The 25892-nt window shown below is 76.0% G+C and carries 21 protein-coding genes; 15 read left to right on the forward strand and 6 right to left on the reverse strand.

Annotation, left to right across the window (positions count from 1 at the left end; all coding sequences use genetic code 11):
- Positions 1-36 precede the first annotated feature (36 nt).
- The 11 genes from ACGF3H_RS35375 (at position 37) to ACGF3H_RS35425 (ending at position 11882) form a co-directional block, all read left to right on the forward strand.
- Entirely contained in the window at positions 37-1677 is a 1641-nt protein-coding gene (locus tag ACGF3H_RS35375) for a carbamoyltransferase C-terminal domain-containing protein (RefSeq protein WP_362495853.1), read from the forward strand.
- On the forward strand, positions 1674-2693 hold the full coding sequence (locus ACGF3H_RS35380; RefSeq protein WP_362495851.1) for a glycosyltransferase: 1020 nt from the start codon (positions 1674-1676) through the stop codon (positions 2691-2693). The genes ACGF3H_RS35375 and ACGF3H_RS35380 overlap by 4 nt, the downstream gene beginning before the upstream one ends.
- Positions 2690-3298 carry an HAD-IIIA family hydrolase gene (locus tag ACGF3H_RS35385; RefSeq protein ID WP_362495848.1) on the forward strand — a complete coding sequence of 203 codons (609 nt, stop codon included), beginning with the start codon at positions 2690-2692 and terminating at the stop codon, positions 3296-3298. The genes ACGF3H_RS35380 and ACGF3H_RS35385 overlap by 4 nt, the downstream gene beginning before the upstream one ends.
- Positions 3295-4284, forward strand: a complete 990-nt coding sequence (locus tag ACGF3H_RS35390) for a glycosyltransferase family 9 protein (protein ID WP_362495846.1) — start codon at positions 3295-3297, stop codon at positions 4282-4284. Before ACGF3H_RS35385 ends, ACGF3H_RS35390 begins: the two co-directional genes overlap by 4 nt.
- Entirely contained in the window at positions 4281-5240 is a 960-nt protein-coding gene (locus ACGF3H_RS35395; protein WP_362495844.1) for a glycosyltransferase, read from the forward strand. The genes ACGF3H_RS35390 and ACGF3H_RS35395 overlap by 4 nt, the downstream gene beginning before the upstream one ends.
- Complete coding sequence (locus ACGF3H_RS35400) at positions 5237-6454, forward strand: glycosyltransferase (protein ID WP_362495842.1); 1218 nt, start codon at positions 5237-5239, stop codon at positions 6452-6454. Before ACGF3H_RS35395 ends, ACGF3H_RS35400 begins: the two co-directional genes overlap by 4 nt.
- Positions 6454-7053, forward strand: coding sequence for an SIS domain-containing protein (locus ACGF3H_RS35405; protein ID WP_362495839.1), 600 nt, complete (start codon positions 6454-6456; stop codon positions 7051-7053). The genes ACGF3H_RS35400 and ACGF3H_RS35405 overlap by 1 nt, the downstream gene beginning before the upstream one ends.
- Before the next feature lie 8 nt (positions 7054-7061).
- Positions 7062-8432 (forward strand): D-glycero-beta-D-manno-heptose 1-phosphate adenylyltransferase, encoded by a 1371-nt coding sequence (gene rfaE2 / locus ACGF3H_RS35410; protein ID WP_362495836.1) that lies wholly within the window; start codon positions 7062-7064, stop codon positions 8430-8432.
- Positions 8433-9034: 602 nt separating this feature from the next.
- A complete protein-coding gene (locus tag ACGF3H_RS35415) occupies positions 9035-10024 on the forward strand; it encodes a glycosyltransferase family 9 protein (RefSeq protein ID WP_362496045.1) in 990 nt (329 codons plus the stop codon).
- Positions 10021-10989, forward strand: a complete 969-nt coding sequence (locus ACGF3H_RS35420; RefSeq protein ID WP_362495833.1) for a glycosyltransferase — start codon at positions 10021-10023, stop codon at positions 10987-10989. The genes ACGF3H_RS35415 and ACGF3H_RS35420 overlap by 4 nt, the downstream gene beginning before the upstream one ends.
- Positions 10986-11882, forward strand: a complete 897-nt coding sequence (locus ACGF3H_RS35425; RefSeq protein ID WP_362495832.1) for a glycosyltransferase — start codon at positions 10986-10988, stop codon at positions 11880-11882. Before ACGF3H_RS35420 ends, ACGF3H_RS35425 begins: the two co-directional genes overlap by 4 nt.
- Positions 11883-11961: 79 nt before the next feature.
- Here the strand turns inward: ACGF3H_RS35425 and ACGF3H_RS35430 are convergent, their stop codons facing one another.
- The 3 genes from ACGF3H_RS35430 to ACGF3H_RS35440 are packed head-to-tail and all read right to left on the reverse strand — an operon-like array spanning position 11962 to position 14056.
- Entirely contained in the window at positions 11962-12270 is a 309-nt protein-coding gene (locus ACGF3H_RS35430; RefSeq protein WP_362495830.1) for a DUF3040 domain-containing protein, read from the reverse strand.
- A 55-nt stretch (positions 12271-12325) separates the two neighbouring features.
- Positions 12326-13282: a polysaccharide pyruvyl transferase family protein gene (locus tag ACGF3H_RS35435; protein ID WP_362495827.1), complete on the reverse strand. Its 957-nt coding sequence runs from the start codon at positions 13280-13282 to the stop codon at positions 12326-12328.
- 45 nt (positions 13283-13327) lie between these two features.
- On the reverse strand, positions 13328-14056 hold the full coding sequence (locus tag ACGF3H_RS35440) for an MgtC/SapB family protein (protein WP_362495824.1): 729 nt from the start codon (positions 14054-14056) through the stop codon (positions 13328-13330).
- 184 nt (positions 14057-14240) lie between these two features.
- On the opposite strand from ACGF3H_RS35440, the gene ACGF3H_RS35445 reads away from it, so the two are divergent.
- The gene (locus ACGF3H_RS35445; protein WP_362495822.1) at positions 14241-15347 is read left to right on the forward strand and encodes a winged helix DNA-binding domain-containing protein; all 1107 of its coding nucleotides are present in this window, start codon (positions 14241-14243) and stop codon (positions 15345-15347) included.
- Positions 15348-15466: 119 nt separating this feature from the next.
- Here the strand turns inward: ACGF3H_RS35445 and ACGF3H_RS35450 are convergent, their stop codons facing one another.
- Complete coding sequence (locus ACGF3H_RS35450) at positions 15467-16255, reverse strand: serine protease (RefSeq protein ID WP_362495820.1); 789 nt, start codon at positions 16253-16255, stop codon at positions 15467-15469.
- A gap of 321 nt (positions 16256-16576) precedes the next feature.
- Between ACGF3H_RS35450 and ACGF3H_RS35455 the strand changes: the two genes are divergently transcribed.
- Positions 16577-17413: an alpha/beta hydrolase gene (locus tag ACGF3H_RS35455; protein ID WP_362495817.1), complete on the forward strand. Its 837-nt coding sequence runs from the start codon at positions 16577-16579 to the stop codon at positions 17411-17413.
- Positions 17414-17944: 531 nt separating this feature from the next.
- Here ACGF3H_RS35455 and ACGF3H_RS35460 read toward each other — a convergent pair.
- Both ACGF3H_RS35460 and ACGF3H_RS35465 read right to left on the reverse strand, forming a co-directional pair.
- Positions 17945-20755, reverse strand: coding sequence for a LuxR family transcriptional regulator (locus ACGF3H_RS35460; protein ID WP_362495815.1), 2811 nt, complete (start codon positions 20753-20755; stop codon positions 17945-17947).
- A gap of 660 nt (positions 20756-21415) precedes the next feature.
- Entirely contained in the window at positions 21416-22255 is an 840-nt protein-coding gene (locus ACGF3H_RS35465; protein ID WP_362495812.1) for a helix-turn-helix transcriptional regulator, read from the reverse strand.
- Between the two features lie 125 nt (positions 22256-22380).
- On the opposite strand from ACGF3H_RS35465, the gene ACGF3H_RS35470 reads away from it, so the two are divergent.
- The gene (locus ACGF3H_RS35470; protein ID WP_362495809.1) at positions 22381-24054 is read left to right on the forward strand and encodes an AMP-binding protein; all 1674 of its coding nucleotides are present in this window, start codon (positions 22381-22383) and stop codon (positions 24052-24054) included.
- A complete protein-coding gene (locus ACGF3H_RS35475; protein ID WP_362495806.1) occupies positions 24051-25658 on the forward strand; it encodes an AMP-binding protein in 1608 nt (535 codons plus the stop codon). Before ACGF3H_RS35470 ends, ACGF3H_RS35475 begins: the two co-directional genes overlap by 4 nt.
- The last annotated feature ends 234 nt before the right edge of the window (positions 25659-25892 follow it).

Below are 25892 nucleotides of genomic sequence, written 5' to 3' on the forward strand. Positions count from 1 at the left end.
CAGACCCCAGCAGTCCCCCGGGACGGAGCACACCCCATGCGCATCCTTGGTATCAACGCCCTGTTCCACGACCCGGCCGCCGCACTCGTCGTCGACGGCCGGACCGTTGCGGCCGCCGAGGAAGAGCGCTTCAGCCGGCGCAAGCACGGCAAGCGCCCGGTGCCCTTCTCCGCGTGGGAGGTACCGGAGCTGTCGGCGCGGTGGTGCCTGGAGCACGCCGGGGTGCGACCCGAGGAACTCGACGCCGTCGCGTACTCCTTCGACCCCCGGCTCGCCCGGCCCGCCCGCGCCATGGGCCTGGACGACCCCTGGGACCCGCTGCGCCTCGAGTACGCACGCCGGGCCCCGCAGTTCCTCGCCGACGCGCTGCCCGGGCTCGATCCCGACCAGGTCGTCTTCGTCCCGCACCACGTGGCCCACGCCGCCTCCGCCGGACCGGCCTCACCGCACCCCGACAACGACGTCCTCGTCCTGGACGGGCGCGGCGAGTCCGCCTCCCACCTGGCCGGCCGCTACCGCGACGGCAAGCTCGACACCCTCGCCACCCAGGCGCTGCCGCACTCGCTGGGCCTGGTCTACGAGGAACTGACCGAACACCTCGGCTTCCTGCGCAGCAGCGACGAGTACAAGGTGATGGCCCTCGCCTCCTACGGCACCCCCCGCCACCTGGACCGGCTGCGCGAGCACATCCACGCCACCGGTGACGGCGGCTTCCGCGCCCACGGCGTCGACTGGGCGGCCCTCGCCCCGCCGCGCGCCCAGGGCGAGGACTGGACGAAGGACCACGCGGACCTCGCCGCCAGCACCCAGGCCGTCCTGGAGGAACTGCTCCTCGAACTCGTCCACTGGCTGCACCGCGAAGCCGGGGGCAAGGCCCTCACCATGGCCGGCGGCGTCGCCCTGAACTGCGTCGCCAACGCGAAGATCGCCGCGCGCGGCCCGTACCGGCACGTGTGGGTGCAGCCCGCCGCCGGCGACGCGGGCACCGCCCTGGGCGGCGCCCTGCACGTCGCCGCTGCCCGGGAGGGCGCCGCACCCGAGCCGATGGCCGGCGCCGACCTGGGCCGCGGCTGGAGCGACGAGGAGATCCGCGCCTGGCTGGAGACGGCCGCCGTCCCCTACGAGGAACCCGACGACATCGCCGAGACGGTCGCCGAGGAACTCGCCCGGGACGGCATCGTCGCCTGGTTCCAGGGCCGCAGCGAGTTCGGGCCGCGCGCCCTCGGGCACCGCTCCCTGCTGGCCCACCCGGGCCGCGCCGAGAACCTGGAGCGGCTCAACCACGTCAAGGGCCGCGAGGAGTTCCGTCCCGTGGCGCCGATGGTGCTGGCCGACCGCGCCGCCGACCTCTTCACCGGGCCCCTTCCGAGCCCGTACATGCTCTTCGTGCACGACGTCGCCCCCGCGTGGCGCGACCGCGTCCCGGCCGTCGTGCACGTCGACGGCACCGCCCGCATCCAGACCGTCGAGGAGCGCAGCGAGCCGCTCGTCGCGCGGATGCTGGCCGCCTTCGAGCGGCGCACCGGGCTGCCCGTCGTGGTCAACACCAGCCTCAACACCGCCGGGCGGCCCATGGTCGACGACCCGCGCGACGCGCTGGAGTGCTTCGGCTCCGCACCCGTGGACCTGCTGGCCATCGGCCCGTTCGCGGTGCGCCGGGGGAGGGCGTTCGCATGACCGGCGCCCCCATGACCGGCTACGCCGTCGTCATCCCCACCCTCGCCCGCGGCACGCTGAGGGACTGCCTGGCCGCGCTGGCCGCGGCACACGGGCCCCGCCCCGACGAGATCGTCCTCGTCGACGACCGGCCCGTGCCCGACGCCGACCCGGCGGCGCTCGACCACGCGCTGAGCGTCCTCGGCGACCTGCGCGCATGCACCGTCGTGCTGCGCAGCGGGGGCCGCGGGCCCGCCGCCGCCCGCAACACCGGCATCCGCGCGGTCACGTCGCCGTGGACCGCCTTCCTCGACGACGACGTCCAGGTCGGGCCGCACTGGTGCGACCAGCTGGTGCAGGACCTCGCCGAGGCGGCCCCCGACACCGGCGCCGTGCAGGGCGTCATCGCCGTGCCCCTGCCCGGCGAGCGGCGCCCCACCGACTGGGAGCGCGGCACGGCGGGACTCGCCCGGGCCCGCTGGATCACCGCCGACATGGCGTACCGCACCGAAGTGCTCAAGCAGGTCCGCGGCTTCGACGAACGCTTCCCGCGCGCCTTCCGCGAGGACGCCGACCTCGCGCTGCGCGTCCTCGACGCCGGGTGGCGCATCCAGCGGGGCCGCCGCACCACCCGCCACCCCGTACGCCCCGCCTCCCGCTGGGTGTCCCTGAAGCAGCAGCGCGGCAACGCCGACGACGCCCTGATGCGGCGCCTGCACGGCCCCGGCTGGTGGTCCAAGGCGGTGGCCCCCCGGGGCCGCATCCGTCGCCACGCCGCGATCACCGCCGCCGGAGCCGCCGCCCTCGTCCTCGCGGTCGCCGGCCGTCCCCGGGCCGCCGCACTCGCCGGCCTCGGCTGGGCCGCGGGCACCGCCGAGTTCGCCTGGGCCCGCATCGCCCCCGGACCGCGCACCCGCCACGAGGTGACGACCATGCTGGTCACCAGCGCGCTCATCCCGCCCGCCGCGACCTGGCACCGGCTGAGCGGACTGTGGCGGCACCGCGGCGCCCCCGCCTGGCAGGAGGTGGCCGCATGAGCCCGGTGAAGGCGGTGCTCTTCGACCGCGACGGCACCCTGGTCCACGACGTCCCCTACAACGGCGACCCCGAACGGGTCAGGCCCGTCGACGGCGCCCGCGAGGCGGTGACGCTGCTGCGCGACCACGGCATCCGCGTCGGCGTCGTCACCAACCAGTCCGGCATCGCCCGCGGCCTGATCGACGACGTCGACGTCCGCCGGGTCAACCGGCGCGTCGACGAGCTGATCGGCCCCTTCGACGTCTGGGCGATCTGCGCGCACGGCCCCGACGACGGCTGCGGCTGCCGCAAGCCGCGGCCGGGGCTGGTGCTGTGGGCGGCCGGACGCCTCTGCACCGCCCCCGCCGACTGCGTCGTCATCGGCGACATCGGTGCCGACGTCGAGGCCGCGAAACGGGCCGGCGCCCACGGCGTCCTCGTCCCGAACGAGCGGACCCGCCCCGAGGAGACGGCCGCCGCCGACCACGTCGCCCCGGACGTCCTGACCGCCGCCCGCGCCCTCCTCACCGGCCCGCCGAGAGGCCGGGTCCTGGTGAACGAGCGGCCCCTGAAGGCGGCGTTCGGCCCGGCCGGCGGCGACGGCACCCGTGGGAGGGCGCGATGAAGGCTCTGGTCGCCAGGCTCGACAGCTTCGGGGACGTGCTGCTCGCCGGGCCCGCCGTGCGTGCCGTCGCCGCCCGCGCCGAGCACGTCACCCTGCTGTGCGGACCGCGCGGCGCGCCCGCGGCCCGGCTGCTGCCCGGTGTGGACGAGGTCCTGGTGTGGGACGCGCCGTGGGGCGGGTTCGAGCCGCCCGACGTCGACAGGGAGGACATCGACGCCCTGGTGGAGCGGATCGACGCCGACACGGCGCTGGTCCTCACCTCCTTCCACCAGTCCCCGCTGCCCACCGCCCTGGTGCTGCGCCTGGCCGGCGTCCGGTACATCGCCGCGGACAGCGTGGACTACCCCGGCTCCCTGCTCGACCTGCGCCACCGGCGCGCCCCGCACGCCCACGAGGCCGAGGCCGCCCTCGACCTCGCCGAGGCGGCCGGGTTCCCGCGGCCCGACGACGGCAGGCTCCGGGTGCACCCCCCGCCCGCCACCGACGACCTCACCGGCCCCGGCCCCTACGTCGTCCTGCACCCCGGCGCCAGCGTCCCCGCCCGCGCCTGGAGCCCCGAGCGCAGCGCCGAGGCGGTGCGCGAACTGGCCGCCGCGGGCCACCGCGTGCTGGTCACCGGCGGCCCCGGCGAACGCGACCTCACCGCGTACGTCGCGGGCACCCACGGCACCGACCTCGGCGGCCGCACCGAGGCACCGGAACTCTCCGGCGTCCTCGCGGGCGCCGGCGCCGTCGTCACCGGCAACACCGCCCCCGCCCACCTCGCCGCCGCCGTCGGCACCCCCGTGGTCTCCCTGTTCGCCCCGGTCGTACCGGCCGAGCGCTGGCGGCCGTACGGCGTCCCGTACGTCCTGCTCGGCGACCAGGACGCGCCCTGCGCCGACAGCAGGGCCCGGGACTGCCCCGTCCCCGGCCACCCCTGCCTGAACACCGTCACGGCCACCGACGTGGCCGCCGCCGTCGAGAAACTCCTGGGGGAGGCATGAGGATCCTCATCTGGCACGTGCACGGGTCGTGGACCACGGCCTTCGTGCAGGGCCCGCACACCTACCTCGTCCCGGTCACCCCGGACCGCGGACCCGACGGCCTCGGCCGCGCCCGCACCTGGGACTGGCCCGAGTCGGTGATCGAGGTCCCGCCGGAGAAACTGCGGGACGAGGACATCGACGTCGTGATCCTCCAGCGCCCCCACGAACTCGCCCTCGTCGACCAGTGGCTCGGCCGCCGCCCGCCCCTGGTCTACCTGGAGCACAACGCCCCCGACGGCCGCGCTCCAGGCGTACCCGACACCCGTCACCCCGCCGCGGACATCCCCGGCGTCACCCTCGTCCACGTCACCCACTTCAACCGGCTGATGTGGGACTCCGGACCGGCCCCCGCCACCGTCGTCGAGCACGGCATCGTCGACCCCGGCCACCGCTGGACCGGCGAGCTCGACCGGGCGGCCGTCGTCGTCAACGAGCCGATCCGGCGCGGCCGCACGACCGGCACCGACCTGCTGCCGGAGTTCGCCCGCGCCGCCCCGCTCGACGTGTTCGGCATGCGCACCGAAGGACTCGCCGGACACATCGGCGTCGACCCCGGGCGCTGCCGCACCCAGGACGTCGTCCAGAGCGACCTGCACACCGAGCTCGCCCGCCGGCGCGTCTACGTCCACCCCGTCCGCTGGACCTCCCTCGGCCTGTCCCTGCTGGAGGCCATGCACCTGGGCATGCCCGTGGTCGCGCTCGCCACCACGGAGGTGACCGAGGCCGTGCCCCCGGGCGCCGGGGTCGTCTCCAACCGCATCGACGTACTGACCGACGCCGTACGCGACTTCGTCGCCGACCCGCTGCACGCGCGGACGGTCGGCGACGGCGCCCGTGCGGCGGCCCTGTCCCGCTACGGGCTGACCCGCTTCCTGGACGACTGGGAGCGGCTGCTGAAGGAGGTGACCCGATGAGGATCGCCATGGTGTCCGAGCACGCGAGTCCGCTCGCCGCGCTCGGTGGCGTCGACGCCGGTGGACAGAACGTCTACGTGGCCCGTCTCACCGAGGAGTTGGCCAAGCGAGGCCACGACGTCACGGTCTACACCCGCCGCGACTCGCTGGACCTGCCCGACCGGGTCCCGCTGCCGGGCGGCGGCGTCGTCGAGCACGTCCCGGCGGGACCGGCCGAAGTCCTCCCCAAGGACGACCTGTTCCCGCACATGCCGGTCTTCGGCGCGTACCTGGCGCGCGCGTGGAGCCGCGAGCGGCCCGACGTGGTCCACGCCCACTTCTGGATGTCCGGCATGGCCTCCCAGGCCGGCACCGGACCGCACGGCATCCCGCTCGTGCAGACCTTCCACGCCCTCGGCACCGTCAAGCGGCGCCACCAGGGCATGCGGGACACCAGCCCGTACGAGCGCATCGGCATCGAACGGCAGCTCGGCCGCACCTGCGAACGGGTGCTGGCCACCTGCACCGACGAGGTCGTCGAACTCGGCGACATGGGCGTACCGCCCCGGCAGGTGTCGGTCGTGCCCTGCGGCGTCGACGCCGGGCACTTCCGCCCCGGCGCCGCCTCCGGCCGCACCCCCGCCCGGCGGCAGCGGCACCGCCTGCTGGCCTGCGGCCGGCTGGTGCCCCGCAAGGGCTACGACCAGGCGATCCAGGCGCTCGCCGACATCCCCGACACCGAACTCCTCATCGCGGGCGGCCCGCCGTCCGACGCCGTGGACACCGACCCCGAGGCACAGCGCCTGGCCGGGCTCGCCCGCCGCGCCGGCGTCGCCGACCGGGTCCGGCTGCTCGGCGCGGTCGACCTGCGCGACATGCCCGCCCTGCTCGGCAGCGCCGACCTGGTGCTGTGCACCCCGGTCTACGAGCCGTTCGGCATCGTCCCGCTGGAGGCCATGGCCTGCGGCGTGCCCGTCCTCGCCACCGACGTCGGCGGCCACCGCGACTCCGTCGCCGACGGCGTCACGGGCCGGCTCGTCGCCCCGCAGGACCCGGACGCGATCGCCGAGACCGCCTGCGAACTCCTCGCGGACGAGGAGCTGCGCCGCCGGTACGGCGCGGCCGGTCGCGAACGCGTCCTCGCGCACTACACGTGGCGGCGCGTCGCCGACGGCGCGGAACAGGTGTACCGCCTGACGCTCGCCGACCACGAGCTGTCGAAGGAGGTGGCGTGATGACCGTGCACCCGCCCGTCGTCGGGCACTGCGACGAACTCCAGGAGGCGCTGCGGGCGTTCCGTGCCTCCGCGCACGTCACCGAACGCTGGGGCGCGCGGCTCGCCGGCGTCCTGTCCGGCGGCGGCAGGCTGCTGGCGGCGGGCAACGGCGGCAGCGCCGCCCAGGCCCAGCACCTGACCGCCGAGCTCGTCGGCCGCTACCGCGACGACCGGCCGCCGTTCTCCGCCATCGCCCTGCACGCCGACACCTCCAGCACCACCGCGATCGCCAACGACTACGGCGTCGACGAGGTGTTCGCCCGCCAGGTGCGCGCCCACGGCCGGGACGGCGACGTCCTGATGCTGCTCTCCACGTCCGGTGCCAGCGCCAACCTGCTCTCCGCCGCCGACGCGGGCCGCGCCGCCGGCGTGCGGGTCTGGGCCCTCACCGGCTGCGCCCCGAACCCGCTGATGGCGGGCAGCGACGAGTCCCTGTGCGTGGACGCCCCCTCGACGGCCACCGTCCAGGAGATCCACCTGGTCGCCGTGCACATGATCTGCGCGGCCTTCGACGCCGCCCTGGAACGGGGCGTGCCCGGCAAGAGGACGCGGAGGTGACGCGACGCATGGCTGACAGGACCCCGCTGGTGGTGGTCGGCGACGCCCTGCTGGACCGCGACCTGACCGGCTCCGCCGACCGGCTCGCACCCGACGCGCCCGTACCGGTCGTGTCCGGGTGCGCCGAACGGGTCCGGCCCGGCGGCGCCGCGCTCGCCGCCTACCTCGCCGCCCGCGACGGCCGCGAGGTCACGCTGATCGCGGGTGTCGGCGACGACCCCGCGAGCCGGCTGCTGCGCGAACTGCTGGACCCGTGGCTGACGCTGGTCGCCCTGCCGCTGACCGGCACGCTGCCCGAGAAGACCCGCGTCCTCGCCCAGGACCGCCCCGTCGTCCGCCTCGACCGCGGCGGCGGCCGGGCCCGCGAGGCCACCGACGAGGCGCGTCGCGTACTGCGCTCCGCCCGGGCGGTCCTGGTCTCCGACTACGGCCGCGGCGCGGCGGACGCCCTGCGGGACGTGCTGGCCGCCCGTCCGCCCCTGGTCTGGGACCCGCATCCGCGCGGTTGCGCCCCGGTGCCCGGCACCCGGCTGGTGACGCCCGCCGAGAAGGAGGCGCACGGCTTCGCCCCCCAGGACGGCGACGCCGGCGGCGGACTGCGCGCCGCCGCACACCACGCCGCCGCGCTCGTCCGCGACTGGCGGGTGGCCGCGGTGACGGTGACCCTCGGGGCGCGCGGCGCGCTGCTGTCGTACGGCGAACACCCGCTGCTCGTCCCCGCGCCGGCCTCCCACCACGGCGACTCCTGCGGCGCGGGCGACCGGTTCGCCGCGACCGCCGCCGGGCTGCTCGCCGACGGCGCGCTGGTGGGGGAGGCCGTCGAGGGCGCGGTGGGCTCCGCGACGGCATTCGTCGCAGCGGGCGGCGCCGGCGCCCTGCCGCCCGCCGACTCGGGCCCGGACACCAGCCCCTCGCCCGACACCGACGACCCGCACGCCCTGGCCGCCCGCGTCCGCGCCCAGCACGGCACCGTCGTCGCCGCGGGCGGCTGCTTCGACCTGCTGCACGCCGGGCACGTCGGCCTCCTCCAGGCGGCTCGGCGGCTCGGCGACTGCCTGGTCGTCTGCGTCAACTCCGACGCCTCGGTGCGGCGCCGCAAGGGCGACGGCCGCCCCGTCAACCCCCTCGCCGACCGCGTCCGCGTCCTGCGCGCCCTCGCCTGCGTCGACGCGGTCGCCGTCTTCGACGAGGACACCCCGGAACGCCTCCTCGGCGACCTGCGCCCCGACGTCTGGGTCAAGGGCGGCGACTACGCGGGCGCCGACCTCCCCGAGGCCGCCCTGCTCCAGGAGTGGGGCGGTCAGGCGGTCCTGCTGCCGTACCTCGACGGCCGCTCCTCCACGGCCCTGATGGCCCGCGCCGCGGAGGGCGTCCGATGAGCCCCCCTGCCCCCGGCCGCCCCCGCCCCCGTCCTCCGTCGGCCGGGGGCCCGGTGACGGGCGACCCGGTCCACCCGCCCCCCACGGCCCCGCGCGGCGAGCCGATACCGCGCAGCGCGGCTCGCGTCCGACGGGGCCCGGTGGTGCGGGACGACGGTCGTCGTGGTCCGTCGGCGCCGTCGTCGACGGAGGGGGAGGAGGCGTGCCCGCCGTCGGCCGGGGGGCCGGTGACGGGCGACCCGGTCCACCCGCCCCCCACGGTCCCGCCCGGCGAGCCGACACCGCGTGACGCGGCTCGCGTCCGACGGGGCCCGGCGGTGCGGGACGACGGTCGTCGTGGTCCGTCGCCGTCGGCGGAGGGGGAGGAGAGGCGCCCGCCGTCGGCCGGGGGGCCGGTGACGGGTGATCCGGTGCATCCGCCCCCCACGGCCCCGCCCGGCGAGCCGATACCGCGCGACGCGGCTCGCGTCCGACGGGGGCCGGCGGTGCGGGACGACGGTCGTCGTGGTCCGTCGGCGGAGGGGGAGGAGGCGTGCCCGCCGTCGGCCGGGGGGCCGGTGACGGGTGATCCGGTGCATCCGCCGATCGCCGGTGCCGCGTACATGTCCTCCGCGCCCGGAGGGCTGCCGCGGCCGCGGGTGCTCGTCCTGCGGGCCCTCGGGCTCGGGGACCTCCTCGCCGGCGTCCCCGCGTTGCGCGCCTTGCGCCGGGCGTACCCCGGGCACGAGGTGGTGCTGGCCACCCCCGGCGAGCTCGCGCCCGTCGTCGCGGCGACCGGCGCCGTGGACCGGGTGCTGCCCGCCGCCGAGCCCGGCCGGGCCGTGCCGCGCACCCTCGACTGGACCGGCCCGCCCCCCGACGTCGCCGTCGACCTGCACGGCAACGGGCCGCCCAGTCACCGGCTGCTGATGCGCCTGCGCCCGCGGCGACTGCTGGCGTTCGCCCACCCGGAGACCCCGGAGGTCGACGGCCCGCCCTGGTACGCGGACGAGCACGAACGCGACCGCTGGTGCCGTCTCCTGACCGCCTACGGCATCGACGCCGACCCCACCGACCTGCACCTGCCACGCCCGGGCACCCCCTCCCCGGCGCCCGGCGCGATCGTCCTGCACCCCGGCGCGGGCGCCCCCTCGCGGTGCTGGCCCGTCGAGCGGTACGCCGCCGTCGCCGACGCCCTGCGCGAGCGCGGCCGGCGCGTCGTGGTGACCGGGGGAGCGGACGAGGGCGACCTCGTGGCCCGTCTCGCCAAGCTCGCCGGCCTGCCCGACGCGGACGTGTTCACCGGCGGCCTGCCCTACGACCGGCTCTCCGCCCTGGTGGCCGGCGCCCGCGCCGTGGTCAGCGGCGACACCGGCATCGCCCACCTCGCCGTCGCCCACGCCGTACCCTCCGTCACCCTCTTCGGCCCCGTCCCGCCCAGCCGTTGGGGCCCGCCCGGCCACCCCCGCCACCGCGTCCTGTGGCACCCCGGGCCGGACGGCGACCCGCACGGTCACGAGACCGACCCCGCGCTGCTGCGGATCGGCACCGACGACGTCCTCGAGGCGCTCGACGTCCTGGACGCCCTGGACGCCCTCTGCGAGGCACCATGAACCACGGCACCCACCACGGCACCCACGCCGGCACCCACCGAGGCACCGGCGCCGGCCGTGCCGCGACGACCACCCGCGACCGGCCGCACGGCGGACCCGCGAGGCACGCACCCGTCGGCATCGTCATCGCCACCCGCGACCGCTCCGCGAGCCTCGCCGTGACCCTGCGCCACCTGCTCGCGCTGCCCGAAAGGCCCGAGATCCTGGTCGCCGACAACGCCTCCACCGACGACACCCGCGCGATGCTCGCCCGCGACTTCCCCCGGGTCCGCGTCCTCGCACTGCCCTTCAACCGCGGCGCCCTCGCCCGCACCCACGGTGTCCGCGCGCTCGACACGCCGTACGTGGCGTTCAGCGACGACGACTCCTGGTGGGCGCCCGGCGCCCTCGGCGCGGCGGCCCGCTTGTTCGACGAGCACCCACGGCTCGGCCTGCTCTCCGCACGGACCCTCGTCGGCCCCGCCGAGGAGCCCGACCCGCTCAACGACGTGCTCGACGGCTCCCCCCTCGGCCGGGCCGCCGACCTGCCCGGCACCCAGGTGCTCGGCTTCCTCGGCTGCGCGGCCGTCGCCCGCCGCGAGGCCTATCTCGACGCCGGCGGCTACCACCCCCTGCTGTTCTTCGGCGCCGAGGAGACCCTCCTCGCCTACGACCTGGCCGCCCGCGGCTGGGGCGTCACCCACTGCCCCGAGGTGGTCGCCCACCACCACCCGGACCCCGGCCCGCGCGCCGACCGCCCGGCCGTCGTCCGGCGCAACGAACTCCTCACGGCCTGGCTGCGCCGCCCCCTGCCGAACGCCCTCGCCCGCACCCGCGCCCTCGCCGCCGAGGCGCGCCGCGATCCCCACGCGCGCCGCGCCCTGCGCGAGACGCTCACCCGCCTGCCCGCCGCGCTGCGCGCCCGCAGGCCCCTGCCCCCGCACGTGGAACGGGGCGCCCGCCTCCTGGAGGAAGCGACCTCATGACGGACCCCCGTACGACCGTCGTGGTCATCACCCACAACCGGTGCCCCGAACTCCTGCGCACCCTGGACCGTCTCGCCGAGCTGCCGGAGAGACCGCCGGTGATCGTCACCGACAACGCCTCCACCGACGGCACGGCCGCCGCCGTCGCCCGTCACCACCCGGACGTGACGCTGCTGTGCCCCGGCCGCAACCTCGGCGCCGTCGGACGCAACCTGGCGGTCCGCCAGGTCCGCACGCCCTACGTGGCCTTCTGCGACGACGACTCCTGGTGGGCGCCGGGCTCGCTGTCCGGGGCCGCCGACCTGCTCGACCGGCACCCCGCGGTCGGCACCGTCACCGCCCGCATCGTCGTCGAGCCCGGCGGCACCGAGGACCCGATCGTCAGGGAGCTGCGCGACTCGCCCGTGCCCCGCCCGGACTGGCTCCCGGGACCCGCGCTCGGCTCGTTCCTGGCCGCGGCGACCGTCCTGCGCACCGACGCCTTCCGGGCCGCCGGCGGCTTCCACCCCCGGCTGTGGCTGGGCGGCGAGGAGGAGCTCCTCGCCGCGGACCTGGCCGCCGACGGCTGGTGGCTGACGTACGACGACGACCTGACCGTCCACCACCACCCCTCCGAGGTCCGCGACTCGACGCTCCGCCGGGCGCACGGCATCCGCAACACCCTGTGGTTCACCTGGCTCCGCCGCCCGGCCGGGTACGCCCTGCGCCGCACCCTGCACCTGGCCAGGACCGTCCCGCGCGACACCGCGTCCCTGCGGGCCTTCGCCGAGGCGACGGCCGCCCTGCCGTGGGTCCTGCGCGAACGCCGGGTGCTGCCCGCCGAGGTGGAGGCGCGGCTGCGCGCCCTGGAACCGGCCCAGCGCGCCTCGACGGCGCGCAGCTACACGGGCTGACGGGACCGCACGCACCCGGTCTCCCGCCGAGGGGACGGGAGACCGGGTGCGTGTGCGGCGCCGTACGGGGGAGGTGCCGTCAGCCCCGTGACCACCGGCACAGCAGCCGGAACGCCGCGAACAGCGTGGGCGGCCACACGAGGGCGAACGCCCAGATCACGGCGGGTTCCGAGGTGACGATGCCGGTCACCATGAGGGTGAGGGACAGCACGAGCAGCAGAGCGACCGTCAGGGTGCGCGGGCGGTAGGACGCCAGGCGGGTGAGGTCGGGTCCGCGGCGCAGCCGCAGCGTGCGCAGCCGCCGGTCGAGCCGGCGGTCGCGGCGCAACGCCCGTTCGACCTCGTCGAGTATGCGCTGTTCGTGATCGGGGAGGCGGCTGATGGTCATGATGTTCCTCCTGGGCGCGGACCGACCACCACCGGGTGCCCGCGCGCGGGCCGGCTCAACCGGCCGGTTGCATGCCCAGCGCCGCCACCAGAGCGTCGGCGCCGTCCGGTGGGGTCTGCGCCCGGAACCCGGCGCCGATCCGCCGCGCGGCCTCCCGCCCGTCGGTCAGGCACCACCGCCACCAGTGGTCCAGCACACCCGCCTCCAGCCGTTCGGCGGCCACCAGCGCGGGCCAGCCGCAGGCGCGGGCCTGCGCCGTCACCTTCGCGCCGCCCGAGACCGGGTCCACCGCCAGCGCGGGCGTCCCGGCGCGCAGGGCCAGCACCAGCCCGTGCAGCCGGTCGGTGACGACCAGGTCCAGCCGGGACAGCACGGCCTCCAGCTGGGCCGGCGTGCCGCACAGCCGCCAGTCGTGCGCGTCCAGCCGGGTCTCCAACTCCAGGCGCGCGCAGTCCCGTCCGGCCAGCCAGCGCGTCACCCCCTCGGCGACCTGGTCGTGCCGCCGCTGGGCCCCGTACTCGTGCTGCCCGTGCGTGAGCACCACCCCGACGACGGGACGGGCGGGCAGCGCGGGGGCGCGGGCCGCGAGGTCCAGGGTCGGCTCGGTGCCGACGGCGTCCCGGGCCAGGACACGGTCGAAACCCGTGACGGCGGGGGAGCCGGGATCCACGACGGAGACGCCGACCGCGACCCGCACGCAGTGCGCGAACCGCCGGTGCAGCTCCTCCACCTGCGGCCCGTGGGCCGGCCCGCACACGAACACCAGGTGCGACCAGTCCGCCGGGTCCACGTCCGCGAAGTGCAGCGCGTCCGCCCGGAACCCCGGGCTCCACACGACGTCGTGGGCGAGCCCCGCGGCCCGCAGCACCTCCTCGACCCGGCGCAGCGCCAGCACGTCCCCGGCGGTCGCCTCCCCGTCCAGGAAGCTGAACCACCCGGTCACCAGCACCCGGGTCCGCCCGGCCCGGCCGTCGCGTCCGTCCGATGCGTGTAGTCGCTGCACAGTGGCCATGGGTGCCCGCCCGGCCGCGGGAGAACCGCCGTGTCCCCCGTTCGGCTACTCCTCCTCCGCGGCGACGTTCATGTCGGCGTCGAGCACGCCCTCGGCGTGGAACAGGTCGGAGGTCAGCCGCACCGCGTCCCCGGTCCCCTCCAGCCGCAGCAGGACCCGGGCGGCCGGATCCGTGCGGCCCGGCAGCCGTTCGGCGGTCACCCGCAGGATGCGGAACCCGCGCCGCGTGCACGTCTCCATCAGCTGCGGCAGCAGCGCCCGGCCGGTCAGATAGGTCAGCCGGATCTCCACCGTGGTGGCCGTCTCCTTCGCGATGCGCGAGGCCAGGGCCGGGTAGCCGCGCACGACCACGAAGTGCAGCGCCGTGGTCGCCAGGGCCAGCAGCGGCAGCCCCCCGCCGCAGGCCATGCCGACCGCGCAGGTCAGCCAGATGGTCGCCGCGGTCGTCAGCCCCCGTACCGCGTCCCGCCGTACGAAGATCAGGCCACCGCCGATGAAACCGATCCCCGAGACGATCTGCGCCGCCACCCGGGACGGGTCGAGGGAGACGCCGTCCATGCCCAGCACGGCGGAGAAACCGTGCTGGGAGATCTCCATCATCAGCGCGCTGGCGACGCCGACCAGGGTGTGGGTGCGCAGGCCGGCGCTCTTCTGCTGGGCCTCGCGCTCCCAGCCGATCAGGCTGGACAGCAGCAGGGCGAGCCCCAGCTCGGCCAGCTGACGCAGCCCCTGCCCGTTGCTCACGTCCCACAACGCCACCGCCGGCTCGTGCATCCGCGGCCTCCCTCGCGATCCCGTCGTTCCCTCACCGGGCCGGCCCTCTTCAGCGATCATCCCCCACGACCGCTCCGCCGGCTCACCCAGCACCCGGCGGGCCCGCCGCCCGGGCTCCGAGTGCCCGGCGGGGGCGGGCCGTCACGGACGCGGGCCCGCCGCGGGCGGCGCTACCGTGCACCGCATGACGTCCAAGGCACCCACGACGGCCCCCGTGCTCGGCAGCCGCGCGCTCAACCGCGCCACGCTCGCCCGGCAGTTGCTGCTGCGCCGCGCGCCGCTGTCCGCCGAGGGCGCGGTCGCGCACCTCGTCGGACTCCAGGCCCAGAACGTGAAGCCCCCGTACTACGCGCTCGCCGCCCGGCTCGACGGCTTCCGCCCCGAGGATCTGTCCGCGGCGATGGCCGGCCGCCGGGTCGCCCGCATCGTCACCCTGCGCTCGACCATCCACACCCACACCGCCGACGACTGCCTGACCCTGCGTCCGCTGGTGCAGGCCGCCCGGGACCGGGAGCTGGGGACCTTCCGCAAAGGGCTGGTGGGGGTCGACCTGGACCGGCTCGCCGTCGTCGCCCGTGAGCTGGTGGAGGCCGAGCCGCGCACCATGGGGCAGCTGCGGGAGGAGCTGCTCACCGAGTGGCCCGACGCCGACCCGCAGGCCCTGTCCGTCGCCGCGCGCTGCCGGCTCCCGCTCGTGCAGGTGACGCCGCGCGGACTGTGGGGCCGCAGCGGCCAGGTCACGCTCACCACCGCCGAACACTGGCTCGGACGCCCCGCGCAGCCGGTGCCGCCTCCGGACGACACCGTGCTGCGCTACCTGGGCGCCTTCGGCCCGGCGTCCGTGAAGGACATGCAGACCTGGGCCGGCCTGACCCGGCTGCGGGACGCCTTCGAACGGCTCCGGCCCCGGCTCGTGACCTTCCGCGGCCCGGACGGCACCGAACTGTTCGACCTGCCCGACGCGCCGCGCCCCGACCCGGACACCCCGGCCCCGCCGCGCTTCCTGCCGGAGTTCGACAACCTGCTCCTGTCCCACGCCGACCGCACCCGCGTGGTCCCGCCGGAACACAAGGGCCGCACCTGGCGGGGGAACACGGGGTACCGGGTCCTCCTCGTCGACGGCTTCGTGGCCGGACTGTGGAAGCTCGAGGACGGGGCTCTGGTCGTCGAGACCTTCGGCCGGCTCACCGGGGCGCAGCGGGACGAGGTCGTGGCCGAGGGGGAGCGGACGCTGGCGACGCTGCACCCGGGTGAGGCCTACGTGATCCGGTTCGGGACCGTGCGCGGCTGACCGGCGCGGCCCGGCGGCCGACGGGCATGGAGAGGGGGCGCTGCGGGCCGCTCGTGGAGGCCCGCAACGCCCCCCGGTCTTGCACCTGAGGGATGCTCAGGAGTCCTGCCGGGGCGGGGCTACGAGGTGACCTGCGCGGTCACCAGGTCCGAGAAGGTGGTCAGCCGGGAGTAGACGCCCGGATAACCGGCTCGGGCGCAGCCCTCGCCCCAGGAAGTGATCCCTGCCAGGACGCCCCCTATGAGAAGGGGCCCGCCGCTGTCGCCCTGGCAGGTGTCCACGCCGCCGGAGGTGTATCCGGCGCACACCATGTCGCTCGCGACGAAGTCGGAGCCGTAGGAGGTGCGGCAGCTCGAGTCGGACACGACCGGCACGGTCGCGGTCCGCAGCTGGTTGGAGGAGGCGCCGTTCTCCCGGGTCGTGCCCCAGCCGAGGACGCGGGCGGTGGTGCCGGCCGCGTAGACGGAGGTGTCCGACGAGGAGACGTACTTCGCCGCCGTGTACGGCATCGGCGCCGACAGGGTCAGCACGGCCACGTCGTCGCCGTCGGCGGCGTCCGAGTAGCCGGGGTGGACCCAGATCCGGCTGACCCGGCCGACCGTGCCGTTGGTGCCGTTGAGGTAGGTGCGCCCGCCGACGACGCGCACGCTGCGCGTGGTCTCGCCGGCCATGCAGTGGGCGGCCGTGACCACCTTCGTGGGGGAGACGAGGGTGCCGCCGCAGAACTGGTTCTGCGAGGCGTCGGTGATCTGCATGACGAACGGGTAGGCGCTGGTCGTCGTGGTCGTACCGCCGACGATCGGCTGGGGCGCGGCGTCCGCGGCGGGGGCGGCCAGCAGCGCGGTCGCGGCGGCGGCGGTGGTGACCAGGGCGGCGGCGGTCGATCTGGCGCGAGTGAGCCCGAACATGAGTCTCCTCAGGATTGCCGGTGGGGGGTCGCGCGGGCGTGGGGGGTGAGCACGGGGGTCTCGGGACAGACCCCCGTATGCCCGGGCGAGCGGCACGTCCTCACGCTAGAACCGGCGGCACCGGCCTCCCAATGAGGGAAGCCCCTAAGGGAGTCGGGCAGGGATAACCCTCGGTGAGCCCCCGTCAAACCTCCGCCCGCACGGCCCTGAACCGGCCGCCTCCTCGGACGTGCCGACGGGCGTCCCGGTTCCGTTGACATCCTCGGCTAACAGCATTAGCTTGAAGCTAACAACGTTAGCCAATCGGAGTCGGGGGAAGCCATGACCGAGTACCTTGCCGTCGACGGCGGCACGATCGCTTACGAGGTGGCGGGGGCCGGTCCCCTGATCGTCCTCGCCCACGGCGTGGGGGACAGCCGCGCCGCCTACCGTGCCGTGATGCCGGCCCTGGTGGCGGCGGGCCACCGGGTCGCCGCCGTCGATCTGCGCGGCTGCGGCGAGTCCAGCGTCGCCTGGCCGGCCTGGAGCCGCACCGACATCGCCGGTGACCTCCTCGCCGTGATCCGCCACCTGGGCGGGCCGGCGGTCGTCGTGGGCCACTCGGTCTCCGGCGGCGCCGCCACCATCGCCGCCGCACAGGACCCCTCGCTGGTCACGGCGGTCGTCGAGCTGGCGCCGTTCACCCGCAAGCAGTCCGTCCGCCTCGGCGACCTGCGGGTGAGGCGCTTCCGGCGGGGCATGTCGCGGCTGCTCGGCGCGGGCGTGCTCGGCAGCCTGCCGCTCTGGCGCTCCTACCTCGAGGTGGCCTACCCCGGCGTCAGGCCGGCCGACTGGGCCGAGCGGCTCGGCCGCATCGAGTCCCTGCTGCGCGAGCCCGGCCGGATGAAGGCCATGCAGGGCATGGGCCGCAGCGCCCCGGTCGACGCGGGCGCACGGCTCGCCGACGTCCGCTGCCCGGTCCTGGTGGTGATGGGCACCCTCGACCCCGACTGGGTCGACCCGCACGCCGAGGGGTCGGCGATCGTCGACGCCCTGCCGCCCGGCCTCGGCCGCGTCGAGATGATCGAGGGCGCCGGCCACTACCCGCACGACCAGTTCCCCGACCGGTTGGTGGCGCTCACCCTCGACTTCCTCGGCACGCACGCCACGAACGACTAGGGCGTCCCGGCGCCGACGGCCGTGGCCGCACCGGGCGCCGCCGGCAGACGGCCCCACGCGCGGCCCGCCCCGCGCCCGGCCCGCCGGGCCTCGCCGCATGACGCCGGTGTCCGGTCCCGGTCGCGGTCCCGGTCCCGTAGTGCCGACCGCGCCGGGCGCCGCCGTTCCGTCGGGCCGCGTGCAGCCGTCCCGACGGTCTGGCCGCGGGGGCCGGTGTCCGGTCCCGGTCCCGTAGTGGCGACCGCGCCGGGCGCCGCCGTTTCGTCGGGCCGCGTGCAGCCGTCCCGACGGTCTGGCCGCGGGGGCCGGTGTCCGGGCCCGCTCCCGTAGTGGCGACCACGCCGGGCGCCGCCGTTCCGTCGGGCCGCGTGCAGCCGTCCCGATGGTCTGGCCGCGGGGGCCGGTGTCCGGGCCCGGTCCCGTAGTGGCGACCGCGCCGGGCGCCGCCGGCCCGCCGGGCCACGATCGGCCTGCCCCGCGGCCGGGTCTGTCACGCACCGCCGGTGGGCGCGTCCGCGCCGCCCCGCCGGGCTACGTCTTGCGGCCCGCCGCCAGTCTGACGATGTCGACCCGCGACCGGATCCCGAGCTTGCGGTAGACCCGGGTGAGCGTCGCCTCGACCGTCTTGACGCTGACGAACAGGCGGGCGGCGATCTCCCGGTTGGTGGCGCCCTCCATGACGAGCGAGGCCACCTGACGCTCCATCGAGGCCAGACCCGCCAGACAGTCCGGAGCCGCGGCGTGCCGCACGGGCGCCGGGGCGACCGTGGCCGCCCGCGCCGCGACGGCCGCCTCCACCTGCCGCAGCCAGGGAAGCGCCCGGCAGCGCCGGAAGAGCCGCGCCGCCTCGTCGTACGACACCGGCCCCGGCCGGTCCGCCCGCAGTTCCGCCAGCGCGAACGCCGCCCGCGCCTCCTCCAGTCCGAAGCCGAGCTCGGCGAGCCGGTCCCGCGCCACCACCAAGCGGGAGACGGCGGACCGGTGTTCGCCCCGCGCCGCCCGCAGCCGCGCCTCCGCCCGGTCCAGCACGGCCAGCACGCTCCCGCGGCCCAGCCGCAGCGCGTGCGCGCGCGTGACCTCGATGACCTCCTGGGCCTCGGCCCGCTGCCCGGTCCGCACCAGCGCCTCCGCGAGGTCGCCCTGCCACCGGCCCCGCGCCGGGTCGGTGATGCCGGCCCCGGCCTCCAGTTCCCGTACCCGCCGCAGCGCGTCCACGGCCGCACGGGCGTCGCCCGCCACCAGGTGGGCGTGGCCCAGCGCGGCCAGGGCGCGCGAGAGGTACACCGCGTCGCCGTCCTCCTCGGCCCGCCGCACCGCCTCCCGTGCCAGCGCCAGCGCACGCTCCACGTCCCCGCCCGCGGCCTCGGCCAGCGCCGCCTGCATCGCCCCGGCGCCCTCGCCGATGCCCGCGTCCCGCGCCAGCGTCAGGCTCTCCCGGGCCAGTTCCAGCGCCCGGCCGCAGTGCCCGGCGTGCAGTTCGGTCTCGGAGAGGAAGCGCAGGTAGTGCACCTCGCTCTCGGCCATGCCGCGACGGCGCACCTCGCGCAGCAGCGCCGTGACGGTGCTCCGCGCCTCCGCCAGCCGGTCGCTCATCACCAGCCAGCGGTACCGGGTCGAGCCCGCCCCGTTGTGATGGCACGCCACCCGCGGGTCCTGCGGCTCCTGCCGCGCCCGCTCGATCGTCAGGGGAGCGTCCGGATGACCCATCAGCGTCTCCGCCTGGGCCTGGAACGCCAGCGCGAGCAGCTCGGTGCTCCGGTCCCCGGCCCGCGCCGCCAGCAGGGCCGCGTGCGCCGCCTCCTCCCGGCCCTGCGCGAAGTCTCCCTGCACCACCAGACCGCGCCAGGCCAGCTGGTAGTGGACCAGGGCCAGCAGCCGGGGGTCGTCACCCGCGTCGGCCAGGGCCTGCGGGAAGACGGCGTCGACGTCGCCGATGGCCTGGCCGGCCGCCTCGATGACCACCATCCAGGCCCGTACGCGCTCGCCCGACGCGGTGGCCCGGGTCAGCACCTCGCGGGCGACGTCCCGGGCGAGGTCCACCTCGCCCGCGGTGATCGCGTCCTCCGCGGCCTGCAGCCGGTGCCCGTCCGGCCCCGGTGTGCTGTCCGGCGGAGTGTGCCGGGCCGCCAGCAGCCCCAGCGACGCGGCCACCGACGGCGCCCCGCGGTCCCGGGCCAGCGCGGCGGCCTCCGCGAGCCGCGCCGCCACGTCCGGGTCGGTGCCGGTGGTCGCCAGCGCGAGGTGCCGGGCGCGCTCGATCGGGTCGGACGCCGCCGTGGACAGCGCGGCGTGCGCGGCCCGCCGTTCCGGTGCCGGCGCCTCGGCGTACAGCGCGGCCGAGATCAGCGGATGCGCGAACCGTACGGCCGGGCCCTCCGGGTCGGTCGCCAGCAGGCCCAGCTCGGCGGCCTGGGCGGTCTCCGCCTCGGCGTTGGCCCGGCCGGCCGCGTGCAGCAGGGCCGGGGTGGGCCGGGCGCCCGCGCTGGCCACCAGCAGCGTGCGGCGGGCCTCCTCCGACAGCATCTCCAGGCGGTTGAGCACCAGCGCGCGCAGCGACGTCGGCACCGGCAGCGGCTCACCCGGCCGGGGCGGGGTGGGGTTCTCGGCCAGGGCGCGGCCCAGTTCCAGCGCGAACAGCGGGTTGCCGCCGCTGGTGCGGTGGATCTCGCGGACCGTGGAACGGGGCAGACCGGAGAAACCGCGCTGGTCCAGCAGCGCCGACACCTGGGCCCGGGTCAGCGGATCCAGCCGCACCACCCGGGTGTCCGGCGGGGAGGCGCGCAGATGGCGGTCGTACTCCTGGCCGTCCGTCCGTACCGCGCACAGCAGCCGCACGGGGGTGTCGCCCAGGCGGCGGGCGGCGAAGCCGAGCAGCTCGGTGCTGGCCGGATCCAGCCATTGCAGGTCGTCGGCGACGACGAGGACGGGGCCCTCGGCGGCGAGGGCGCGCAGCGCGGCCAGCACGGCCAGGCGCAGCGCGAGTCCGTCCCGCTGGAGCGTGGACTCGCCGCGGCCGGTGAGGGCCGACTCCAGCGCGGTGCGCTGCGCGGCGGGCAGGACACCGGAGACCTCGTCCAGCACCGGGCCGAGGAGGTCGGCGAGGGCCAGGAACGGGAGATGGGATTCGGACTCCGTGGCCGAGCAGCGCAACACGGTGCGTGCCGTGCGGGCATATTCGGTGGTCAGTGTCCGCAGGACGGCCGACTTTCCAATTCCGGCGGGGCCGTGCAGGAGCACGCTGCCGCCTCGGGTGAGCTGCTCACGGGCCGCGCCGAACGGTACCTCCCGCCCGATGACCAGGTCCGAGCGGCCCCCGGCAGGCTCCGTGAAGTCCCGTCGCACGGTGACCGCTCCCCTCGCGTGTCGTGTCCCGGCCAATATTAGGCATCGGTGCAATGAATTAAGGGAGAGCGAGGAGGTGAGGGAAATAACAAGGCGCCGAACACAGAATACAAAGCCCCCCGGAATGCCCACAGCCCTGCCCCCGCCCAGGCGCCCCCAGGTCCGCGGAGAACTGCGCGCCCAGCCCCCACCCACCGGCACCCGCACGACCGACGCCCGGGCCCCGGGGCCTTGTGTCCCGGCGCTCGCACGGACCTCCCTAGGGGCGCGGGGAACTGCGCGCCCAGCCCCCACCCACCGGCACCCGCACGACCGGCGCACGGGCCCCGGGGCCTTGTGTCCCGTCCCTCGCACCGACCTCCCCAGGGGCGCGGGGAACTGCGCGCCCAGCCCCCACCCACCGGCACCCGCACGACCGACGCACGGGCCCCGGCGCCTCATCCCGGCCCTCGCACCGACCTCCCCAGGGGCGCGGGGAACTGCGCGCCCAGCCCCCACGCACCCGCAGCCACAAGACGGCGCACGGGCCCCGGGGCCCCGCACCGACCCCCCAGGGGCGCGGGGAACTGCGCGCCCAGCCCCCACCCACCCGCACCCGCACGACCGACGCACCCCCCGGAGAACGCCCCGCACGCCCCCCCCCCGCTAACCGCCGGACGGCTACGGCAGCCAACCCGCCCGCCGCGCCGCGACCACCGCCTCGCCGCGGGTGCGGGCGCCCAGCTTCCGCATGGCCGACCGCAGGTACCCCTTCACCGTCTCCGGCCCCACCCCCAGCCGCTCCGCGGCCACCGCGTTCGTCGACCCGGCGGCGACACACGCCAGCACGTCCACCTCACGCGGAGCGAGCCGCACCCCGTCGACGGCGGAGCCGCCCGCGGCCAGCATCCCGCACGCCCGCAGCAACTCGTCCCGCAGCGCCGGGTCCGCGATCCTCGGCGCCAGCGCCCGCAGCGCCGCATGCGCCTCCCGCACCTGCTCCCACGCCGCGGACCCGGCCGGATCGCGCGCCGGCTCCGGCCGGGCGGCCGCCGCCAGCAGCTCGCCCGCCTCGTCCCGCAGCAGCAGCGCCTGCTCCACGTCCCGCGCCGCCTCCACGGCCGCGCCCAGCGTCCGGTCGCCCAGCGGCTGGGCCGAGCGCAGGGCGCCGTACAGCACGCCGCGTACCCTGCGCCGCACCACCACCGGCACCGCCACGACCGAGCGCAGGCCCTCGGCGGCGACCGGGAGGTCGTACTCGTGACTGATCTGCCGGGAGACGGAGTAGTCCGTCACCGCGCACGGCCGCGACAGCGCCACCGCCTTGCCGCCCAGGCCGTTGCCGGCAGTCACCGCGAGGGCGCTGAGCGCCGCGGTCGCCGTGCCGCTGAGCTCGCTGATCCGCACCCGACGCCGGCCGGACTCCACCAGCCCGCCGAAGGCGACCGGCAGCCCGGTGGCGCGCCGCAGCCGCACCAGGGCACCGCGGATCTCCACCACGTCAGCCGCGTCCACCGCCACTCCCGCTCACTCCTTCGCGGCCCGTTCCCTCGCGCACACCCCCGTTCGGGGGTAGTGAGACCTGCATCACGGATTACACGATGGCAGAGAGCCGCCCGGCAATGGTCCGGCACCGAGGAGGACAGATGACGACGGCGACCGAGCTGTTCCGCAGCGCGCGCGATTTCCTGTTGGAACACCGTGAGGACTACGCCACCGCCTACGAGGGCTTCACCTGGCCACGCCCGGGGGAGTTCAACTGGGCGCTGGACTGGTTCGACGTGATCGCCGAGGGCAACGAGCGCACGGCGCTGCACATCGTGGAGGAGGACGGCTCCGAGGTCCGGGTCTCCTTCGCGGAGATGTCCGCCCGCTCCGACCGCGTGGCGAACTGGCTGCGCGAGCGCGGTGTCCGTGCCGAGGACCGCGTCCTCGTCATGCTCGGCAACCAGGTCGAGCTGTGGGAGACCGCCCTGGCGGCGATGAAGCTGCGCGCCGTGGTCATCCCGGCCACCACCCTGCTGGGCCCTGCCGACCTGCGTGACCGCGTCGACCGCGGCCGGGTGAGGCACGTGATCGCGCGGGCCGGCGACACCGGCAAGTTCGACGACGTGCCCGGCGACTACACGCGTATCGCGGTCGGCGGCACCACGGCCCCCGGCTGGCAGGCGTACGAGGACGCCGCCACGGCCCCCGCCGGCTTCGCCCCGGACGGTCCCACCGCCGCCGACGACCCGCTGATGCTGTACTTCACCTCGGGCACGACCGCCCGCCCCAAGCTGGTCGAGCACACCCACGTGTCGTACCCCGTCGGCCACCTGGCGACCATGTACTGGATCGGGCTCAGGCCCGGCGACGTGCACCTGAACATCTCCTCGCCCGGCTGGGCCAAGCACGCCTGGTCGAACCTGTTCGCGCCGTGGAACGCCGAGGCGACCGTCTTCCTGTACAACTACACGCGGTTCGACGCGCCCCGGCTGATGGCCGAGATGGACAGGGCCGGGGTGACCACCTTCTGCGCCCCGCCGACCGTGTGGCGGATGCTCATCCAGGCCGACCTGACCCGTCTCACCACCCCGCCGCGCGAGGTCGTCGCCGCCGGGGAGCCGCTGAACCCGGAGGTCATCGAACAGGTCCGGCAGGCATGGGGCGTGACCGTCCGGGACGGCTTCGGGCAGACCGAGACGGCCGTGCAGGTGTCCAACAGCCCGGGACAGGTGCTGAAGACGGGCTCCATGGGCCGTCCGAGCCCCGGCTACCGCGTCGAACTCCTCGACCCGGTCTCCGGCGCCCCCGGCGCCGACGAGGGCGAGATCGCGCTCGACCTGTCCGAGAGCCCCGTCGGCCTGATGACGGGCTACCACGGCGACCCCGACCGCACCGCCGAGGCCATGGCCGGCGGCTACTACCGCACCGGCGACATCGGAGCCCGCGACGCCGACGGCTACCTCACCTACGTGGGCCGGGCCGACGACGTGTTCAAGGCCAGCGACTACAAGATCAGTCCCTTCGAGCTGGAGAGCGCCCTGCTGGAGCACGAGGCGGTCGCCGAGGCGGCGGTCGTGCCGGCCCCCGACGAGCTGCGGCTCGCGGTGCCGAAGGCGTACGTCGTCCTGGCGGCGGGCTGGGCGCCGGGCCCGGACACCGCGAAGGTCCTCTTCGAGCACTCCCGCGAGGTTCTCGCCCCGTACAAGCGCGTCCGCCGCCTGGAGTTCGGCGAGCTGCCCAAGACCGTCTCCGGCAAGATCCGCCGCATCGAGCTGCGCGAGGCCACGGCGGCCGGCTCGCAGGACGAGTACCGCGAGGAGGACTTCCGATGACCGCGCTGTCCTACGCCCACGGCACCGCCGGGACCCCTCTCCTCGGCGACACCATCGGAGCCAACCTCGACCGGGCGATCGCCGCCCACCCCGACCGCGAGGCCCTGGTCGACGTGCCCTCCGGCCGGCGCTGGACCTACGCCGAGTTCGGTGCCGCCGTCGACGAGGTGGCGCGCGGACTGCTGGCCAAGGGCGTCACCAAGGGCGACCGGGTCGGCATCTGGGCGGTCAACTGCCCCGAGTGGGTCCTCGTCCAGTACGCCACCGCCCGCATCGGCGTCATCATGGTGAACGTCAACCCGGCCTACCGGGCGCACGAGCTGGAGTACGTGCTCAACCAGTCCGGCATCAGCGTGCTCGTCGCCTCACTCGCGCACAAGAACAGCGACTACCGGGCGATCGTGGACCAGGTCCGCGGCAGGTGCCCCGCGCTGCGGGAGACCGTCTACATCGGCGACTCCTCCTGGAACGCGCTGACCGCCGGCGCCGCCTCCGTGCCGCCGGAGCGGGTCGGAGAGATCGCCGCGGAAGTGAGCTGCGACGACCCGGTCAACATCCAGTACACCTCGGGCACCACCGGCTTCCCCAAGGGCGCCACCCTCTCCCACCACAACATCCTCAACAACGGCTACTGGGTGGGCCGTACGGTCGGCTACACCGAGCAGGACCGGGTCTGTCTGCCCGTCCCCTTCTACCACTGCTTCGGCATGGTCATGGGCAATCTGGGCGCCACCTCCCACGCCGCCTGCATCGTCATCCCCGCCCCGTCCTTCGAGCCCGCAGCGACACTGGCGGCGGTGCAGCAGGAGCGGTGCACGTCCCTGTACGGCGTCCCCACCATGTTCATCGCGGAACTGAACCACCCGGACTTCGCCGCGTACGACCTGTCCTCCCTGCGCACCGGCATCATGGCGGGCTCGCCCTGCCCGGTGGAGGTGATGAAGCGGGTGGTCGCCGAGATGCACATGGAGCAGGTCTCCATCTGCTACGGCATGACCGAGACCTCGCCGGTCTCCCTCCAGACCCGCATGGACGACGATCTCGAACACCGCACCGGCACCGTCGGCCGGGTCCTGCCGCACATCGAGGTGAAGGTCGTCGACCCGGTCACAGGCGTGACCGTGCCCCGCGGCGAGGCCGGCGAGCTGCGCACCCGCGGCTACAGCGTGATGCTCGGCTACTGGGACGAGCCGGAGAAGACCGCCGAGGCGATCGACCGGGGCCGCTGGATGCACACCGGGGACCTCGCGGTGATGCGCGAGGACGGCTACGTGGAGATCGTCGGCCGCATCAAGGACATGATCATCCGGGGCGGCGAGAACATCTACCCGCGCGAGGTCGAGGAGTTCCTGTACGCCCACCCGAAGATCGCGGACGTCCAGGTCGTCGGCGTGCCGCACGAACGGTACGGCGAGGAGGTCCTCGCCTGCGTCATCCCGCGCGACGCGGCCGACCCGCTCACCCTGGAGGAGCTGCGCGCCTACTGCGACGGGCAGCTCGCGCACTACAAGGTGCCGAGCCGGGTGCAGAACCTGGACGCCTTCCCGATGACCGTCTCCGGCAAGGTCCGCAAGATCGAGCTGCGGGAGCGGTACGGAGTGTGAGGCGGGGGACCGGCTCGCCCGCCCCTCCCCGATCGCGGTGGACCTCGACATCGCCGTTCGGACGGAGGACGACCAGGCCGGCCTTGCCGTCGGCTCCGGCGTCCACCGCGCCGGTCCGGGTCTCCGTCGCGCCGAAGCACCCGCCCTGCCAGGAGAAGCTGTTGATGGCGGTGAGCTCGACCTCACCGCCCCTGCGGCGCAGGCCGGACCACCGGTGCCCCCCTTGCGGACGGA

The sequence above is a fragment of the Streptomyces sp. NPDC048185 genome, from assembly GCF_043202495.1.
GTDB lineage: Bacteria > Actinomycetota > Actinomycetes > Streptomycetales > Streptomycetaceae > Streptomyces.